Below are 16862 nucleotides of genomic sequence, written 5' to 3'. Positions count from 1 at the left end.
TTAATACATATATGCAGCCCTTTATCTATTAAACTGGATAAAGGGCTTTTAGAATGATGAAATAGAGCGGAATAGTTTATATAGTGACTTCTTTTGTTGATCAGTACCATAAATAGTGTAAATTGATAAAATTTTTATAAAATATAATCCCACAAGAACTGCAAAATCTGATATAATATTAATATGAAAATCGATGTATGTAAGGACTAAAAAATGGTGTGTATGAAGTGATTTTCTAGCCTAGAAAATCACTATATCCTTGGTATTCAGTCGATATAATCGGAATGTTGTATATATGAAATGACTACGCAAATGCGTAGTTTTTATTATTTTTTGTTTGGTGTAGGTAGTCCCATGAGTGTAGTGAAGCCCTTATTATGGCTATTAGAACCGTATATCGTATATAAAGCCTATTTGTGGGGTGCCCGTTTCATGGCACAACCCTTCACGTGGGAAGGCGAATTAGATTGGTTTGCTTTTATGTTAACCCTATTGCTCGTCATTGATGTGGTGGCGTTGCCCTTGGTGATCTTCTATTGCCCTGGTTTGAATCCTGGGGTACGTGTTCCAGACTGGATTCGCCGTCTAGGAACGCCTATTTACGCAGTCCATAATTGGCTTGATAGTAAGGTAGGTGACGACACATCTACGCCGATTATATGGCTTCGTAAAGCCTTGCATTCCTTGCTTTTATTCATTTATTATCTAGTGCCACTTTATGTGGGTGGTCATCTCATAATGGGCCTCGTAGTAGCGCTCATGTATGACGTCCTCGTATGGGCTCATGGAGGTGTGTGATGACGACTTGTGAATGGCCGACGACGCCTTTATATCAGGATTACCACGATTACGAGTGGGGCCGACCAATTCATGATGACCAACATCAATTTGAACATCTTTGTCTTGAAAGTCTCCAATGTGGACTCAGTTGGCTTACGATTTTGAATAAACGGAACATCATTCGAGCATGCTTTGATCATTTTGATATTGATGCGGTGGCTGCTTATGGTGAAAGCGACATTGAACGCATCATGCAGACGGAGGGGATGCTTAAGCATCGTCCTAAAATTGAAGCCATTATCAATAATGCTGCTGCTTTTAAACGTATTCAATCTGAATTTGGTTCGTTTTGTAACTATATTTGGGGATTTACAAATCATAAAACGATTATTTATGAAAACCATCCAGAAGGTCATTTTCCTACAAAGAATGGTTTATCTACGCGGATAAGCAAAGACTTAAAGCAGCGGGGCTTTAAGTTTGTAGGTCCTGTTACAATTTATTCGCATCTACAAGCTAGTGGCCTCATCAATGATCACGGTAAAGACTGCCCTTGCTTTAAGGAGATTAATAAAACAGCAGATATCGTACGGTTACCTGTAGACGATGAAGCGTAAGGGCGATAAGTATAAATTAGTTAACAATAGTTTTTATGCATACTTGTGTTTACATAATTGAATTTGTTGTTATGTGGAATTGGGTGTACACTAAAGTCGATGAGGCGATAGCGACTCATCTCATGTCGGCCCGCTTTATATATAAACACATATACTCTCTCTCTCCTAAGCGGGTCTATCATTAGTTCTCTCTCAACGCTATAAACTATACAGAGCCTCTACCTTATTGGGTAGAGGCTTTTTGCTGTATATAATGTTATAAGAGGAGCAATACTGTATTAGGGAGCCCTATAACAGCATTAAACAGGCTATATGTATGGTCTTAAAGAATCTTTAATTAATTCAATTTCATAGTATATATTTTATACCATATAAATTGATTTCTTTCGATGTAGTTGTTATACTGAAGTAAATTGATAGTGTTACTTTCACAATTAAAGAAGGGAAATATATGATTGGTTTGGGAACGACCATTAACATTGGTCTCATTATAGCTGGTAGCCTATGTGGCCTCGCGTTTGGTCGCTTTATGAAAGAAAATTTAAAGCAGACGCTCATGATTGTGAGCGGTATTATCGTGCTCCTCCTCGGTATGAGCGGGGCCATGCAGTATATGCTCGTCATTGTCAACGGATCTCTACAAACAACGGGGCCGCTATTGATGATTATTAGCATGGTCGTAGGCGCCGTGATTGGCGAAATTATCGATCTTAATCATTGGATTACCGTGTTTGGTGATTGGGTGAAAGCTCGCACTGGCAATGCTGGTGATCCAAAGTTTACACATGCTTTTATTACTGCATCTTTGACGTTTACCGTAGGTGCTATGGGGGTACTTGGTGCCATTCAAGACGGTCTTACTGGAAATTATCAGACGTTGCTTTTAAAAGGCATCCTCGACGGTATTATCGTTATGGTTATGGTATCCTCTATGGGAAAAGGGGCGCTGTTCTCCTTTATTCCTGTAGGTATTACGCAATGGCTCATCACGGCAATGGCACATATTGCAGCGCCTCTGATGACACCTAGTGCCATCGATAACCTATCCTACGTCGGATCTATTCTGATTTTCTGTGTTGGTATCGACCTCATTTGGCCTGGTAAAGTACGTATTGCAAACCTTTTGCCAGCCATTTTCATGGCAATGGGGCTTACATTTTTGCTATAACTAGTATTATAAATAATACATAGATTTTCATAAGAGACCTATATTCTCTCAACCTTTAATATGTATTTTATACATGATACGGTCGAGGATGTAGGTCTTTTTACTTTTTAAAATTAATTTAGTTGAAGTGGGAATTAATGATAGTTTTAATTCAATTATGACGATAGGGTAAATTGATTACATTCCGAAATAGGTGGCCAATAGAGTCATCTCAAGTGTAGGAATTAGATGATGTTTTATAGAATCTCTTTATTAAAATTATTTGTAGAATAATTTTAATTCTATGTATAGTTTTTCATCAAGTATATGTTATTGAATTATACCTGTTAGACAGGTATAATCAAAGGAGAGATTCTATGATTATCGGATTTGTAGATTATCATTAATAGAGAGGAAATTAATATGGAAAAGTTTATTCCTACACCTACCATTAGTGAAATATTAAAAGAAGAGTTTATGGATCCATTAGGACTATCTGCATATCGATTGGCTAAGGATATACATGTGCCTGTTTCACGGATTCAAGAAATATTGAATGGTACACGATCTATTTCAGCAGATACATCGTTGCGTTTAGCGAAATACTTTGATGTTTCGGAAGGGTATTTCTTGCGTTTACAGATGGATGTTGATTTGCGTACAGCAAAACTTAGTGAGGGGATGGATGAAGTATTATTCTCTATTGCACATTGTGCTTCATTAGAACCCGTAGATTGTCAATAAGAGATTGATAATTTTCGATGTATTTGGTACAATTATCTTAAATTAGTAAGTCATTACAACATTGAATATTGATATAAGGAGAACCTATGTTATTCGTTGAATATCCTAAATGCACAACATGCAAAAAAGCAAAGAAATTCTTAGATGATCACAACATTAAGTACACAGATCGTGACATCAAGTCCGAAAACCCTACAGCAGAGGAAATTGCTGCTTGGTATCCACAATCTGGCAAGGATTTGAAAGCATTCTTTAATACTTCTGGTATGATTTACCGTGAACAACAATTAAAGGATAAATTGCCGAACCTTAGTGAAGAAGAAAAACTAGCATTATTAGCATCTAATGGCATGCTTGTAAAACGTCCTATCTTGGTTCTTGAAGACAAAGTACTTGTTGGATTTAAAGAAGCAGAATGGATTGAGGCGTTGAAGCTCTAATTTCATATTAGTTAACCGAAAGAACAGGTCCCTAAAAGCCTCCATAGCGAGCTAAGTCGTTTTTAGGAACCTGTTCTTTCTACGTTTTAATAAAGAAATTAGAGCTCACAACTAGGACCCCTCATTTATCAAAAATTTTGATTTGTATATTTCTTTTATGTTTTGTATAATAATTACACCATAGCAATACCCCTATGGGTATTTTAGGCGTTAGCAATATAAGTGTTAATAGTATTATTTATAGAAGTAAAAGGTATTTCCGGATTAAGTAAGGCCGGTATCTGATTTATAGAGAGGTCTATATGAAGTTTTTACAGTCTTTATCAGCGCAGGTGTCTCTGCGCACGCAGGGGGCTATTTTGGCACTCGGCTTGTTATTTATCATATTAGATGCGCTTACGGAGCCTATGAACCCAGCTATTGATTTGGCGTGGGTAACGGTCATCATTTGTGGCTTGCCATTGCTCATCAACAGCGTGCAAAGTATTTTGGATCATTTAGAGATTCATGCTAATTTTCTCATCGTGATAGCCATGGTGGCGCTCATTGCGATTGGAGATTATCATACGGCGGCTTATGTAGGTCTCATCGTACATGGTGGCTTTTTCTTAGAGCAGCTTATTACGGGCGACGTACACTATACATTGGATGATGACATGTTGCCGACCATGCCTACACAGCTTGTAGCCTTGCGTCAGGGCATCAACAATTATTCATCCGTCATTGTTGTGGCCGTCATGTTACTTTCTATGGGTTCCTATGCATTGACACAGAACTTTATGCATACCATTACATTGCTAGTTATCCTTTGTCCATGCTCTTTGGAACTCGTTCTTGTAGCACTCATGATGGGGTCCCTTGTAGATGAAAACTCTCCGACGGCGGGGCTTTCAAAAGAGGCGAAACAATGCCATTTGGGCCTACTCATCGTGTCCATTTTGTTCCACGTTGCTATCATCGGTGCTGGCGTGTTAGGATCTATTAATCCTGTAACAGCTGCTGCATTGCACGGCTTGGCGCGACTCGGTCTCGTGTATAATTTGAAAGTATTAAACGGCTCCTTGTGCGTCGCATAAAAAATTAAACTCCCCTAGTAATCCTAAGATTACTAGGGGAGTTTTGTATATACAACAGTGAGTTGCACAGTATGTATTTTACATTACGTATTATATAGTACGTAACGTATTATATGGTACGTATTATACAGTACGTATTCTATTGTTGTCCTTTGTCTCCAAGGGTGAGGAGTAGGAATACGATGGATAGGATACATGCACCAACGAGGGCAATGAAACCACCATCCCAACCGTAGAGGTCAACCATGAGACCCATGAAAGCACCAGCACCAGCAGAACCGATGAGGTAACCAAGAAGGCCTGTAAGGCCAGTAGCACCACCTGTTGCTACGCGTGGTACCATGTCTGCAGCTTGAAGGCCAATCATCATAACAGGACCGTAGATGAGGAAGCCGATAGCAATGAGTGCTAAGTTATCGATGAGGATATTGCCTGCAGGATTAAACCAGTATACAAGGATCGCTAAGATAACGAATAACATAAAACAAATCGTAGCTGGAGCACGACGGCCGCGGAATACGCGGTCACTTAAGTAACCACTTACAAGCATGCCTGGAATACCAGCCCATTCGTATAAGAAGTAAGCCCAACGGGAACCTTCTTTTGTGAAGCCTTTCACAGCGGTTAAATAGGTCGGTGCCCAGCTAACTACGCCGTAACGGATGAAGTATACAAAGATATTTGCAATCGCAAGATACCATAAGTATTTATTATGCAAAATATATTTGTAGAAGATTTCTTTGAAAGTACTTTTTTCTTCATTTTCTGTATGTGTATGAACGACTTCGTGTTTGTATTCTTCGATAGGAGGTAAGCCACAGGATTGAGGCGTATCTTTCAACAATACAAAGGTAATAATCGCTAACACGATAGAGATAAGGGCAGGGAAGAAGAAGATACTATGCCATGTACCGAATAGGTAGATGCCAAGCGTAGCAAGAGGAGCGATAATGCCGCCACCTAGGTTGTGGGAAACGTTCCACCAAGACCACCAAGCACCGCGTTCGGAACGGGAGAACCAAGTTACCATGTTTTTTGCATATGGAGGGTAGCCCATACCTTGGAACCAACCGTTTAATAAGGCAAGAACGCACATGATAGGAATACTGCTCATAACACCTGGTAAGGTGCCGAATAATAACATAACTAAAGCACTAAGCAATAGACCTACTGTGGAGAAGTATTTTGGGTTAGAGCGGTCAGACGCATTACCCATAACAAATTTACTTACGCCGTAAGCTACGGATAAGATGGTCATAACTATACCGAGATCCGCTTTGGTGTAGCCGTACTCAGCAATCATGTACGGAACAGCCAAGCTAAAGTTTTGGCGGATCAAATAGAATGTAGCATAACCAATAAATGTACCTGCAAAGACTTCGTGACGAAGACGTTTGTAGGTGGAATCGATTTGCGCCTCTGGTAAACGTTCAATATGAGGAGCAGGAGAGAAAATCGACATCGTTACACATCCTTTCTACAACATGTCATTTGTAATAATACCATGTAGGGTATGTAGTCGACTATACTTAATTTTTTATTATAATAAATAGTTATTAGAAAATTGAATTATGGATAGCATTTATCGAGGTGAAATAGTATTGAATAGCTTGAAAATCATCAAAATATCTTCTATGTAAAAATTATTAGATTTGCAAATACATATATGAATAACTGCTCATACATTTGTGTAATATGATCATGCGTGAATAATATAATCTCAATAGATCCAGTATTTACCTATGTTTCTACTTATATATGAATATTTGTACATATTTTGTTGTTGACACAAATATACCCATAGGGGTATAACATAATCATAAGGCATACTCCTATGGGTATATAAACAATAAAAATGGTAAACAGAACGATAAATAACATGTTTGCCCTTAAGGTGTTATATACATGGACGCATGTATGTAGACCGTAATCAATGTGTACATATCATTATATAAGCTTTCACAGGAGGTAATTATGGAACGGTGGAGCAAAATAGCAGAATGGTTCGATTTGAATCGTGAAAAGATTACATTAGTAGCCGGCGGTATCGGCGTAGTATTTAGTTTATTAGGTGTTCGTTTAGGCTTGCCCTTCGACTGGGCTTGGTTCACGATTGTATTGTGTGGGTTGCCTATCGTGTGGGGCGCAGCGGTTGCCATGTACGAAGAGTTTGATATAAAAGCAGACTTACTCGTGTCCTTGGCGCTTATTGCAGCTGTTGCTATCGGTGAAGTATTTGCGGCCGCAGAAATTGCTTTCATCATGCAACTGGGGGCCATGCTCGAAGAGTTTACCGTATCTAAAGCGCAAGCAGGTATCGAACGTCTCGTTAAATTGACGCCTACAACGGCACGCATCGTTCGCAACGGCAAGGAAGAGGTATTGCCTGCAGATATCGTAATGGTAGGCGACGTAATCCGCGTGTTGCCAGGTGAGGTTATCCCTGTGGATGGTACGATTTTGTCTGGTGATACAGCGATTGATCAATCCGTTATGACTGGCGAATCCATGCCGGTAGATAAAACGACGGGTGACGAAGTATTCTCTGGTACGGTGAACCAATTCGGCGCTTTCGATATGACTGCGACAAAAGAGGGCGAAGATAGCTCTATTCAACGTATGATTAAGCTCGTTAAATCTACAGACCCGGGCAATGCGAAAATCGTTAGCCTTGCAGACCGCTGGGCTACTTGGATTGTAGTGATTGCGTTATTGGCAGCGGTTGGTACTTATGTGGTAACCGGTGAAATCATCCGCGCCGTAACCATCCTCGTTGTATTCTGCCCTTGTGCTCTCGTATTGGCAACGCCGGCAGCGATTATGGCAGCTATTTCTAATGCGAGCCAACACGGTTTCCTCGTACGTCGTGGCAATATTATGGAACGCTTGGCGAAGGTTGATACGATGACCTTTGATAAAACGGGTACATTGACCTATGGTACGCCTGAGGTGACTGCCGTTGAAACAGTGGGTACTATGTCTGCTGCTGAATTATATCGCTTGGTGGCCTCTGTAGAAACTAAATCTGAACATCCTTTAGGCAAGGCTATCGTGAATGGATTTATGTCTCATCATGGTGAAAGCTTTGATTCGGTAGATTCCTTCCGCATGGTTCCTGGTAAAGGCTTAGAGGCTACTGTACAAGATAAAGCCGTCTTGGCTGGTAACGAAGCGATGATGACCTTGTCTAATATTTCTATTGCGGACTCTGTGAAAGAGGCTGTTCATGAGCATTTGAACCGAGGTGCATCCATTGTATATGTTGCCGTTGATGGTGTATTGGCTGGCTATGTGGCTTTGGCTGACCGTGTTCGCCGTGAAAGTCGCGCCGTAGTAGAGTCTTTAAATGATCTTGATGTAATGCCTGTACTTTTAACAGGTGACCATGTGGCAACAGCAAAAACGATTGGTAAACGATTGAACGTATCCAATGTGATTGCAGACTGTTTGCCAGAAGATAAAATGGATACAGTGGCTCAATTACAACAAAACGGCAACATTGTAGCCATGGTTGGCGATGGTGTAAACGATGCACCAGCCCTCAAAAAATCTGATGTGGGCATCGCTATGGGCGGTGTTGGTAGCGATATCGCGGTAGAGGCAGCAGATATCGTTCTCGTAAACGATAATATTAAAGAAATTCCTCATCTCGTAGCCTTATCTAAACGCATGATGACCACAATTAAGGTAAACCTTTCCTTCTCCTTGCTCTTGAACTTTGTGGCCATCATCTTGGCAATGGTTGGTACCTTATCCCCCGTGTGGGGCGCCCTTGTTCATAACGGAGGGAGCCTTCTCGTAGTTGCAAACTCTGCATTACTGTTGCGTTGGGCTTACAAATCTAATTACATAGTAGATGATGATCATTCCGTTCTCATGAACGCAGCTCGTAAACGTGTGTTTGAGGCTTAATAGTAGTTCATTATAAATATCAGTAAGGAGTGTGTGTATCGATTTGATTACTAAATCGATGAGCGTTAAAAAATAATATAGTCAATAAAAAGCGCTATCTATCCCTAAGGAAACTCAAATAGAGTTGTGGGATAGATAGCGCTTTTGTTTCACTTATAGTATGAAATCGATGGTTTCTAGTGTTGATTAATCAATATATGTTACAGGATAACCTTTGGCTTCGATTTCACGGCGGTTAAGACCATTTGGTAGATCTGGGTAGCCGATAGCGAGGCTAGCGTAGACTTTTTCGTCTTCGCTAAGACCTAGTTCACGCATTTTGGCTTGGATGCGTTCATTATCTTGAAGATGACGGATTTGGTTAACCCAGCAACTACCAAGGTCAAGTTCATTGCAAGCAAGCATCATGTTTTGCATAGCACATGACACGTCAGCAAAGTTGTTGGCATAACTTGGTTTACTAGCCAATACGATGAGTACAGGCGCATTATAGTGGAATACAAATTTGCCTTCGGCGGACATCTTAATGATATTCACCATGTAAGGTAAAGTATTTTCTGTAATCGGCATTTTGCCGTATTCTTCTTGAACGAGTGTTACTAGCTCTTTGAGCACGACTTGATTCGTAATAACCATGAAATGTGTTAATTGCGTATTACCGCCAGATGGAGCGCGGCGACCTGCGTCGAGCACTTGATCGATGAGCTTTCTAGATAATTGATCAGCTTTAAATTTACGTGTACTATGACGAGTTTTGATGCACTCTAAGGTGTTCATATAGGCCTCCTATTATAAGTTAGCTTTGATATAGAATTTCTTTTATTATACTACAAGGAAGGACCTAGTAGGGGGCGTATTTTTACTAAGTCATTTATTAGGAGACGGGCCTGCAACGAAAGAAGATTTCCTTGAAAACAGAAGTTATAACTTTCTAATTTAATATCAAATAAATTTATAAATAAAGTAACAACTTTATGGTATGATTTTTACCCATAAATTCTATAGAAGCGCCTAATTCTTAACGAATAAGAAAATAAATATTAATTGACAAATTTAAAAATATCTGTTCAAAGTGGGCTTTTTGCGTTGACTGTTTACCGTAAAATTGTGTACAATTAATTAGTAGATAATTGTGTGCATATGGAGGTAGAATATGGCAGAAATTGGTGTACTTGAAGGGTACAAACATAAAGAAGATGTTCCTGATTCAGAATATTTAAGATTGGAAAATCAATTGAGCTTTCCACTCTATGTAGTGGCAAAGGAAATTGTTAATGCATATCGTAGTCACTTAGATCCTTTAAATTTGACATATACTCAATACATCGTAATGATGGCATTGTGGCAATATGGTGATTTATCCGTTAAGGAATTGGGACAAGTATTGCGCCTTGATTCCGGTACATTAACACCGCTTTTAAAGAAATTAGAAGCCAAAGCATTCTTGAAACGCAAACGCAGTCGTCAAGATGAACGCGTAGTTATGGTAACCCTTACTGATACGGGCAAAGCATTACGTGATGTAGCGGTTCATATACCACGCCGCTTGGCTGAATCGTCAGGTCCTATATTTGACGTAGAAGAGACACGTCAATTGCGTATGTTGCTTAATAAATTGCTAGAAGCAATCGATAACGCAAATGCAAAAACAGCAGAGAACATGAAGGGCTAATTTGATACAACCTCATATGCATATATTCTGTAACTTTGGAAATCTAAAAATTTTATTAAAAATGTGATATACTATACATATAGCGTATTGTATTCAAGTCATGTGAGAGTATGACTGATTCGTGATTTGCCCTCGTGGCACAAAGGAGATCATTATGAATAAAAATTTATTAGGTGCATTTGTATTAGCCGGTACATTATTAGTAGGTGGTGTTGCAAACGCAGAAAACTGGAATGGGTTAGCTAACTACCCAGAGGTTCCAAATAGTGCAAATGGTACAGAAACGTATTTCTTTGATAAAGCATCTGAGTTTAAAGGTATCGATAGCAGCCGTAACAACGTATTTGGTGTTAATGTGATTAACATGCATAATAACCAATACGGGGAAGCTACATTGTTCAAATATCTTGTTAATCCAAGCTTACATACTGTATATCGTTACGCTCCAGATGGTCAAGTTTACCAAATTCAACCTGGAACAAATGAGTTCAATATGTTCATGGCTGCTTGGAAAGAAGTATACGGCACAACTTTCGAATTCCCAGCGTTATAATCTGATGGCCCGTGCCGTAATAATTACATAACTATTGCTGGTGAAAGCTCCTTTTGGGCTTTCACCAGTGTTGTTTATGGAGGTTTTTTTATGTCTAAATCTGAATTTGCTCAAGCCTATACGGAGCGTATGTTCCCTGATATTGCAGCCCCAGCAGGTTATATTGATCCAGAGTTTGAAGTATTGTTTGATAATTTTGCCTTTGATGAAGTCATCACCGAAGAAGGCCGTAATGTATCGGCAAAGGATCGCTTCTTAGCCATTCTTGCTACATTAGTAGGCGCCTCCGCTGTTGATGAATATGCATTAATGCTACCGGCAGCATTAAACTTTGGTCTTATTCCTGATGAAGTGGTAGAGCTCATTTATCAAGCGGTGCCCTATCTTGGCATCGGACGTGTGCGCCCATTCTTTAAGGTGACCAATAAGATTTTTGACTATCGAGGAGAAACCATTGTTGATCCCTCTCGCAGCACAATCACTGGAGAGTCCCGTCTTGAAAAAGGTGTAGAAAAACAAGTGGAAATCTTTGGCGAGTCTATGCGTAACTCTTACCAAGAAGGGCCAGAAGATATTCGTCATATCAACAAATGGCTTGCCAATATGTTCGGCGATTACTATACGCGTAAAGGCCTTAGCGTGGCTCATCGTGAAATGATTACCTTCTGCTTCCTTGCGGCTCAAGGTGGCTGTGAAGCTCAACTCAAGGCTCATGTAGAAGGTAATTTGAACGTAGGGAATAGTAAACAATATTTGATTAACATCGCATCCCAATGCGTGCCGTATATCGGCTATCCCCGTACCTTAAATGCCCTTCGTTGCATTCAAGAAGGCTACACCGCATGGGAAGCTAAACAATAAAGGAGTTCTATGTTTGATTTAAATCCGGTTCAGATATTAGCAAGTATTCCTGCTATTATGATCGTTTTTTCTATCTTTGGATATGCAGAGGCAAAGGTAGCAACTTGGTTTGGTGATCCAACGCCACGTCTGGCGGGACGCCTCACATTGTCACCAATGGCACACCTTGATCTAATTGGTACCATCTGTATTATTCTTGTTGGCTTTGGTTGGGCAAAACCTATGTCAATTAATCCATCTTACTTTAAAGATCCACGACGTGATATAAGCTTGCTTGCCTTTGCAGGTCCTGTGGCAGGTCTTATAGCAGGCTTTATATTCACCTTTATATATATGCTCCTTGGAAAATTAGGCCTCATGGAGTCCCAAGGTCTTGCCATGGTTATGCAATATATTATTTTATATAGTATTGGCTTATCAATCTTCTGTTTGATTCCGTTCCCACCATTGCCTGGTTTTAATATTATCTTGCCGTGGTTGCCTACAGAGTGGCAGATGAGATATTACCAATTAGGGATGCTTAATTTATTATTCTTTATCATCCTTATTAACACACCCATTATTTCTATGGTTATTCGTCCATTACAACAAACGATATTTAAAATCTACTTTGCCATTATTGGGCTCATACTATAATTATATTTTGTGAAAGTTTCTACCATAAAGATAATATCTTTATGGTAGTTTTTTATAGTTTATAGATAGATTTAGCTTATCTTTACATATAATGTATTTGTAAATTTTTTTCGTTTTTTATAGTAACAATTTTACTTTTGACTGTTCTTTGGATTTTATATTAAAAACTATCGATATAGTTCCTCAATTGTGTTATAATAAATACAAAGATCGTAAATTTTCGATATAGCAATATTATAGTGCATCACTAGATATTGTTGATATAGTAAATCGATACACTAAATCGATACACTAAATTGATACTGTATATAGATATTCAAGTGAATAAAAGAGGAATTACATATGAATTTTGAAGAAAATCAAGTGCCAGAGGCGATTCTGGACAAGCTTACAAAGGTGTGTACTTGCCGTAGCATTACGCGCAAAACGATTAAAGAAGCCATTTTAAATGGTGCTCATACATTTCCACAAGTAAAAGAAGTAACTCGTGCTGGTACGGGCGCTTGCGGTGGTAAAGGCTGTGGGCCTCGCATCGTAAAGTTGTTAGCTGAAATGAAAGAACAAGGCAAAATTTAAATTAAAACATCCAAAATATGAAATGTAAATTACGAAATTTCAAATTACAAAGTCGAAGCTAAGAACTATAAGCAATATAATATAAATTTAAAAGTTGAATCTATAAGCTGTAAATAGTAAACTTCAAAGATTAGATTAAATACATAAAGATTGTTGCTTAATCCCGCTATCGGACGTATCCGCAGGGTTTGGGTAACAGTCTTTTTGTGTTGTTGGGGTGGTCTTTATTTTTTGATATACTATACATAATACTTTTTAGAGATTTTGGAGGTATATATGTTTCGACGTTTCGTAGCAGCTACGATGATCGGCGCCTTAGCACTCACAACGGGTTGTGGTTTACATAATCCATTTACTTCAAAGGCAGAGCCTGTGACCTATGAGTCCGTAGTACAAAGCGAGCTTTCACCAGAGCAAAAGGTGGACAAGCTAGTGGCGAATATGTCCGATGCGGACAAGGTGGGCCAATTGTTAATGATTGGCATTCACGGTACGACGTTGAACGATGATGCTAAGTTTATGCTCAACGAATACCGCGTGGGCGGCATCATCTTGTTTGATCGGAACATGGAGTCCAAGGATCAAGTTAAAACGCTCATTGCAGACATTAATAAGGCTGGTAAAAGCGCGGGTTTAACGCCGTTGTTCCTCGGTATCGACCAGGAGGGTGGTGCCGTAGCGCGCATGGAGGATCAGCTCATTAAGGTTCCTCCTGCTGAGGAGCTAGGCAATGCACCTATTGAACAGGCTGCATCCTTGGCAAAACAGTCTGGTGCGGAATTAAAAGACTTGGGCTTTAACATTAACTTTGCTCCTGTGGCGGATTTGGGATTAACCTATGGTCGTTCTTATAGTACAAACCCTGATGAGGTTGTGCGCTATGCAGGTGCCGTTGGTAAGGCTTACGATGAAGCGGGCTTGTGGTATTCCTATAAACACTTCCCCGGCATTGGCAAGACTGACGTAGACTTGCATGCGGACACAAGCATCGTTCCTGTATCTAAAGAAACGCTGCTTTCAGAGGACACAAAGGTATTCGTAGACCTCATCAAACAGTCTAAACCGAATACCTATGCAATCATGGTATCTCATGCGATGTATCCACAAATCGACCCAGACCATCCCGCTAGTTTATCGAAGGCGATTATTACTGATTGGTTGCGCAAGGACATGGGTTATAATGGCGTTGTCGTAACAGACGATATGGATATGGGAGCCCTCGCGAAACACTACACCTTTGGCGATATGGCGGTGCAATCCATCCTCGCAGGCAGCGATATCTTGCTTGTGTGCCACGAATACGAACACATGCAAGAGGCTTACAATGGCCTTATGAAAGCCGTGAAAGACGGTCGCATCTCAAAAGAACGACTCGATGAATCGGTGAAACGGATTTTGCTTATGAAAATGAGCCGAGGATTGTAATCTCAAATGCCTCCGAATGTGTAAAGAAAATATATTTACACACTTGTTTAACAAAACTAGCCATCTCTTTTTAGAGGTGGCTAGCTCTGTGTTTAAAGCGCTATCTATTGTTTTGTGACTCGGACCTTTGACCTTGTATTCAGTGAGAAAGCTATTTTTATACATAATCCTTTCTTGAAAATGGGGGTTTACATAAGTATACTAATGATATGAATAGATAGTTTGACTGAGTGCTGAGCGATTTTGGTAGATGGTGCTCAATGACTTGGTGCTTAGTTTAACCCGTTAAATCGCTGAGATGGTTATATGGGATGTTTAGATAGGTGTTAGATAGTAATGCTAAGGAGAATCTTATGAAATTATGGAAATTTAATAAGCGGAGTTCTACCTTGGCAGATATGTCTATGAATCGTGTGCTTTTAACGGAGCTCATTGCAAAGGGGGCCCTTGTTGGGGTGATTGCAGGTTTCTTTGGGGCATCATACCGCTATTTGATACTTGAATCAGAGCATATCCGGTGGCACCTGATGGATGGTATTACTATGGAATGGGCCATAGGTTGGCTTGTGGCCATGGTCATTTTTGCTTTTATTGTAGATCGATTGCTAGCGTGGGCCCCATTGTCTGGTGGTTCGGGCATTCCTCAAATCGAAGGGGAAATGCTTGGACTCTTTGATATGAAGCCCTATCGGACACTAGTATCTAAAATGATTGGTGGCGTACTGACCGGCTTTGCAGGATTTTCCGTAGGTCGTGAAGGGCCAGCCGTACAGATTGGTGGTTCTGCCGGCAAAATCGTGTCTTACTGGATGAATTCGGGGCTACGAGAACAGCGTATTTTGACATCCGCAGGTGCTGGGGCAGGCTTAACAGCTGCCTTTAGTGCGCCCGTATCGGGAGCGATGTTCGTCTTTGAAGAGGTACATAAAAGCTTTTATCCGTATCTCGTTGTACCAACCTTCGTGGCAACTTTGATTTCTAACTATATTACAGTTAGTATCTTTGGACTTACACCAGCGTTAGGCTTTACGGTGACCTCAGGGGTTCCTATTGAATATTTTCCAATATTGCTCATGGTTGGTGTTATCATGGGGCTATGTGGCGTGTTATTCTGCCGTATGATTTTTGCTTTCAAGAGGTTCTTTGATTGGTTCAAATGTTCTCGATTCTTGAAATTAGCCCTTACCTTTGTGGCAGTGGCAGCCATTGGCTTTGATTCGCAACTCCTCTTGGGTGGGGGCAATGACCTTGTGGGTCAGCTTGCCTTTCAATCTCATGGCGTATTGCTCTTAGGTGGCATCGTATTAGGCAAGATTTTACTTACCACCTTCTGCTATGGCAGTGGTGCTCAAGGGGGCATATTTTTGCCCATGCTTGTAATTGGTGCCGCAACAGGTGCTTTTTGTGAAAGCTTACTTTCAACCTTAGGACTTATTTCTCCTGATTTTGTACCACAGTTCGTTATCTGTGCCATGGGTGGCATGTTAGCGGCCGCTATGCGGACCCCAATTTTGGCGATTTTGCTCGTTCTTGAAATGACGGATAGTTTCTCTAATATTTATGCTATCGGTATCGTTACGCTCGTGGCCTATCTTGTGGCGGAGCTTTTAAAAGAACCGCCGATTTACGATTCCTTGTTGCAAGCCATGAGTGGTCAAAGCAATCTAGAATCGGTGCAAACCTTCTTTCAAACGAAGGTGCCTGTGGTGGCAAACTATACAGATGTACAATTACAAGATTTGGCCTTGCCAGATGGGACGCTCATCGTAAGCATTCGTCGCAACGGCACATACATTGTGCCCCTTGGTGATGTGAAGCTCGAGCCAGGCGATGAATTACAAGTCTCCTGTGAACGTGGCCGATTGAAGGCGGCTAAGGAATTTTTCCAATCAAATTAGTCATTATATCTAAAGCTAATCGTTGATTCGTGGTATATATTAGGAGTAGTTTATGAAAATTGTGAAAGCTACTGAGTCAGATGTATTGGATCTGTACCGTTTGCAATTGCTTACATTTGAAAGCGAAGCGGAGATGATTGGAAGTCGAATGGTTCCTGCATTGATGGAGTCGGAAGAGGAGTTTAAAGCTACTTTCACCCAATGGCATACCTATAAACTGGTAGATGATGGGGGAAGAATCATCGGAGGTATTCGCTATCAATATGACGATGGCGTGGTAGAGGTCGGTCGCTTGATGGTGCATCCAAACTATCGGCAACAAGGGTTGGCTCGGAAGTTATTAGTTTTCGTAGATGAACAATGCAGTCAAGACCGGCGTGTATTATATACATGTACGAAAAGCTGGATTAATATAAAGTTATATACAAAAATGGGGTATAAAGCCGTTAGAGAAATACAGGATGAAACGGGATTATCCTTTGTATATATGGAGAAACAATAATTCAAACGGCATGGGAGGTTTTA

17 protein-coding genes are annotated in these 16862 nt (G+C 40.3%); 15 read left to right on the top strand and 2 right to left on the bottom strand.

The window, feature by feature from the left end; all coding sequences use genetic code 11:
- Positions 1 to 354 precede the first annotated feature (354 nt).
- The 6 genes from E7B10_RS03955 to E7B10_RS03930 all read left to right on the top strand — a co-directional run bounded on the left by E7B10_RS03955 (position 355) and on the right by E7B10_RS03930 (position 4804).
- On the top strand, positions 355 to 798 hold the full coding sequence (locus E7B10_RS03955) for a hypothetical protein (RefSeq protein WP_004698117.1): 444 nt from the start codon (positions 355 to 357) through the stop codon (positions 796 to 798).
- Positions 798 to 1397, top strand: a complete 600-nt coding sequence (locus E7B10_RS03950) for a DNA-3-methyladenine glycosylase I (RefSeq protein WP_101928877.1) — start codon at positions 798 to 800, stop codon at positions 1395 to 1397. The genes E7B10_RS03955 and E7B10_RS03950 overlap by 1 nt, the downstream gene beginning before the upstream one ends.
- Before the next feature lie 451 nt (positions 1398 to 1848).
- Positions 1849 to 2565 (top strand): DUF554 domain-containing protein, encoded by a 717-nt coding sequence (locus tag E7B10_RS03945; RefSeq protein WP_316055509.1) that lies wholly within the window; start codon positions 1849 to 1851, stop codon positions 2563 to 2565.
- Positions 2566 to 2967: 402 nt separating this feature from the next.
- The gene (locus E7B10_RS03940) at positions 2968 to 3288 is read left to right on the top strand and encodes a HigA family addiction module antitoxin (protein WP_287510800.1); all 321 of its coding nucleotides are present in this window, start codon (positions 2968 to 2970) and stop codon (positions 3286 to 3288) included.
- Positions 3289 to 3374: 86 nt separating this feature from the next.
- Positions 3375 to 3728 carry a Spx/MgsR family RNA polymerase-binding regulatory protein gene (locus E7B10_RS03935; RefSeq protein WP_005384960.1) on the top strand — a complete coding sequence of 118 codons (354 nt, stop codon included), beginning with the start codon at positions 3375 to 3377 and terminating at the stop codon, positions 3726 to 3728.
- Between the two features lie 302 nt (positions 3729 to 4030).
- Positions 4031 to 4804 carry a hypothetical protein gene (locus tag E7B10_RS03930; RefSeq protein ID WP_021148765.1) on the top strand — a complete coding sequence of 258 codons (774 nt, stop codon included), beginning with the start codon at positions 4031 to 4033 and terminating at the stop codon, positions 4802 to 4804.
- A gap of 139 nt (positions 4805 to 4943) precedes the next feature.
- Here the strand turns inward: E7B10_RS03930 and pgtP are convergent, their stop codons facing one another.
- Positions 4944 to 6266 carry a phosphoglycerate transporter protein PgtP gene (gene pgtP, locus E7B10_RS03925; RefSeq protein ID WP_287510799.1) on the bottom strand — a complete coding sequence of 441 codons (1323 nt, stop codon included), beginning with the start codon at positions 6264 to 6266 and terminating at the stop codon, positions 4944 to 4946.
- Positions 6267 to 6778: 512 nt separating this feature from the next.
- Between pgtP and E7B10_RS03920 the strand changes: the two genes are divergently transcribed.
- Entirely contained in the window at positions 6779 to 8716 is a 1938-nt protein-coding gene (locus E7B10_RS03920; protein ID WP_004698168.1) for a cation-translocating P-type ATPase, read from the top strand.
- A gap of 186 nt (positions 8717 to 8902) precedes the next feature.
- Here the strand turns inward: E7B10_RS03920 and E7B10_RS03915 are convergent, their stop codons facing one another.
- On the bottom strand, positions 8903 to 9493 hold the full coding sequence (locus E7B10_RS03915) for a nitroreductase (RefSeq protein WP_128114211.1): 591 nt from the start codon (positions 9491 to 9493) through the stop codon (positions 8903 to 8905).
- Between the two features lie 376 nt (positions 9494 to 9869).
- Here E7B10_RS03915 and E7B10_RS03910 point away from each other — a divergent pair, with 376 nt between their 5' ends.
- The 8 genes from E7B10_RS03910 (at position 9870) to E7B10_RS03875 (ending at position 16839) form a co-directional block, all read left to right on the top strand.
- Complete coding sequence (locus E7B10_RS03910; RefSeq protein WP_004694519.1) at positions 9870 to 10388, top strand: MarR family winged helix-turn-helix transcriptional regulator; 519 nt, start codon at positions 9870 to 9872, stop codon at positions 10386 to 10388.
- 154 nt (positions 10389 to 10542) lie between these two features.
- Complete coding sequence (locus E7B10_RS03905; RefSeq protein WP_004694522.1) at positions 10543 to 10941, top strand: hypothetical protein; 399 nt, start codon at positions 10543 to 10545, stop codon at positions 10939 to 10941.
- 90 nt (positions 10942 to 11031) lie between these two features.
- The gene (locus E7B10_RS03900; protein ID WP_004698144.1) at positions 11032 to 11802 is read left to right on the top strand and encodes a carboxymuconolactone decarboxylase family protein; all 771 of its coding nucleotides are present in this window, start codon (positions 11032 to 11034) and stop codon (positions 11800 to 11802) included.
- 9 nt (positions 11803 to 11811) lie between these two features.
- Positions 11812 to 12438 carry a site-2 protease family protein gene (locus tag E7B10_RS03895; protein ID WP_004698228.1) on the top strand — a complete coding sequence of 209 codons (627 nt, stop codon included), beginning with the start codon at positions 11812 to 11814 and terminating at the stop codon, positions 12436 to 12438.
- A gap of 342 nt (positions 12439 to 12780) precedes the next feature.
- Entirely contained in the window at positions 12781 to 13014 is a 234-nt protein-coding gene (locus tag E7B10_RS03890; protein WP_024061575.1) for a (2Fe-2S)-binding protein, read from the top strand.
- Positions 13015 to 13290: 276 nt separating this feature from the next.
- Positions 13291 to 14439 (top strand): glycoside hydrolase family 3 protein, encoded by a 1149-nt coding sequence (locus E7B10_RS03885; protein WP_302943238.1) that lies wholly within the window; start codon positions 13291 to 13293, stop codon positions 14437 to 14439.
- Between the two features lie 353 nt (positions 14440 to 14792).
- Entirely contained in the window at positions 14793 to 16337 is a 1545-nt protein-coding gene (locus tag E7B10_RS03880) for a ClC family H(+)/Cl(-) exchange transporter (RefSeq protein WP_316055508.1), read from the top strand.
- 52 nt (positions 16338 to 16389) lie between these two features.
- A complete protein-coding gene (locus E7B10_RS03875; RefSeq protein ID WP_012864970.1) occupies positions 16390 to 16839 on the top strand; it encodes a GNAT family N-acetyltransferase in 450 nt (149 codons plus the stop codon).
- The last annotated feature ends 23 nt before the right edge of the window (positions 16840 to 16862 follow it).

The organism is Veillonella sp. (assembly GCF_032470285.1).
Classification (GTDB): domain Bacteria; phylum Bacillota; class Negativicutes; order Veillonellales; family Veillonellaceae; genus Veillonella.
This window is presented reverse-complemented; position numbering and strand designations above follow the sequence as displayed.

Bases quoted from the DNA above. Each gene is read 5' to 3' on its own strand.
- E7B10_RS03955 (WP_004698117.1), top strand. From the start codon at position 355: ATGAGTGTAGTGAAGCCCTTATTATGGCTATTAGAACCGTATATCGTA.
- E7B10_RS03950 (WP_101928877.1), top strand. From the start codon at position 798: ATGACGACTTGTGAATGGCCGACGACGCCTTTATATCAGGATTACCAC.
- E7B10_RS03945 (WP_316055509.1), top strand. From the start codon at position 1,849: ATGATTGGTTTGGGAACGACCATTAACATTGGTCTCATTATAGCTGGT.
- E7B10_RS03940 (WP_287510800.1), top strand. From the start codon at position 2,968: ATGGAAAAGTTTATTCCTACACCTACCATTAGTGAAATATTAAAAGAA.
- E7B10_RS03935 (WP_005384960.1), top strand. From the start codon at position 3,375: ATGTTATTCGTTGAATATCCTAAATGCACAACATGCAAAAAAGCAAAG.
- E7B10_RS03930 (WP_021148765.1), top strand. From the start codon at position 4,031: ATGAAGTTTTTACAGTCTTTATCAGCGCAGGTGTCTCTGCGCACGCAG.
- pgtP (WP_287510799.1), bottom strand. From the start codon at position 6,266: ATGTCGATTTTCTCTCCTGCTCCTCATATTGAACGTTTACCAGAGGCG.
- E7B10_RS03920 (WP_004698168.1), top strand. From the start codon at position 6,779: ATGGAACGGTGGAGCAAAATAGCAGAATGGTTCGATTTGAATCGTGAA.
- E7B10_RS03915 (WP_128114211.1), bottom strand. From the start codon at position 9,493: ATGAACACCTTAGAGTGCATCAAAACTCGTCATAGTACACGTAAATTT.
- E7B10_RS03910 (WP_004694519.1), top strand. From the start codon at position 9,870: ATGGCAGAAATTGGTGTACTTGAAGGGTACAAACATAAAGAAGATGTT.
- E7B10_RS03905 (WP_004694522.1), top strand. From the start codon at position 10,543: ATGAATAAAAATTTATTAGGTGCATTTGTATTAGCCGGTACATTATTA.
- E7B10_RS03900 (WP_004698144.1), top strand. From the start codon at position 11,032: ATGTCTAAATCTGAATTTGCTCAAGCCTATACGGAGCGTATGTTCCCT.
- E7B10_RS03895 (WP_004698228.1), top strand. From the start codon at position 11,812: ATGTTTGATTTAAATCCGGTTCAGATATTAGCAAGTATTCCTGCTATT.
- E7B10_RS03890 (WP_024061575.1), top strand. From the start codon at position 12,781: ATGAATTTTGAAGAAAATCAAGTGCCAGAGGCGATTCTGGACAAGCTT.
- E7B10_RS03885 (WP_302943238.1), top strand. From the start codon at position 13,291: ATGTTTCGACGTTTCGTAGCAGCTACGATGATCGGCGCCTTAGCACTC.
- E7B10_RS03880 (WP_316055508.1), top strand. From the start codon at position 14,793: ATGAAATTATGGAAATTTAATAAGCGGAGTTCTACCTTGGCAGATATG.
- E7B10_RS03875 (WP_012864970.1), top strand. From the start codon at position 16,390: ATGAAAATTGTGAAAGCTACTGAGTCAGATGTATTGGATCTGTACCGT.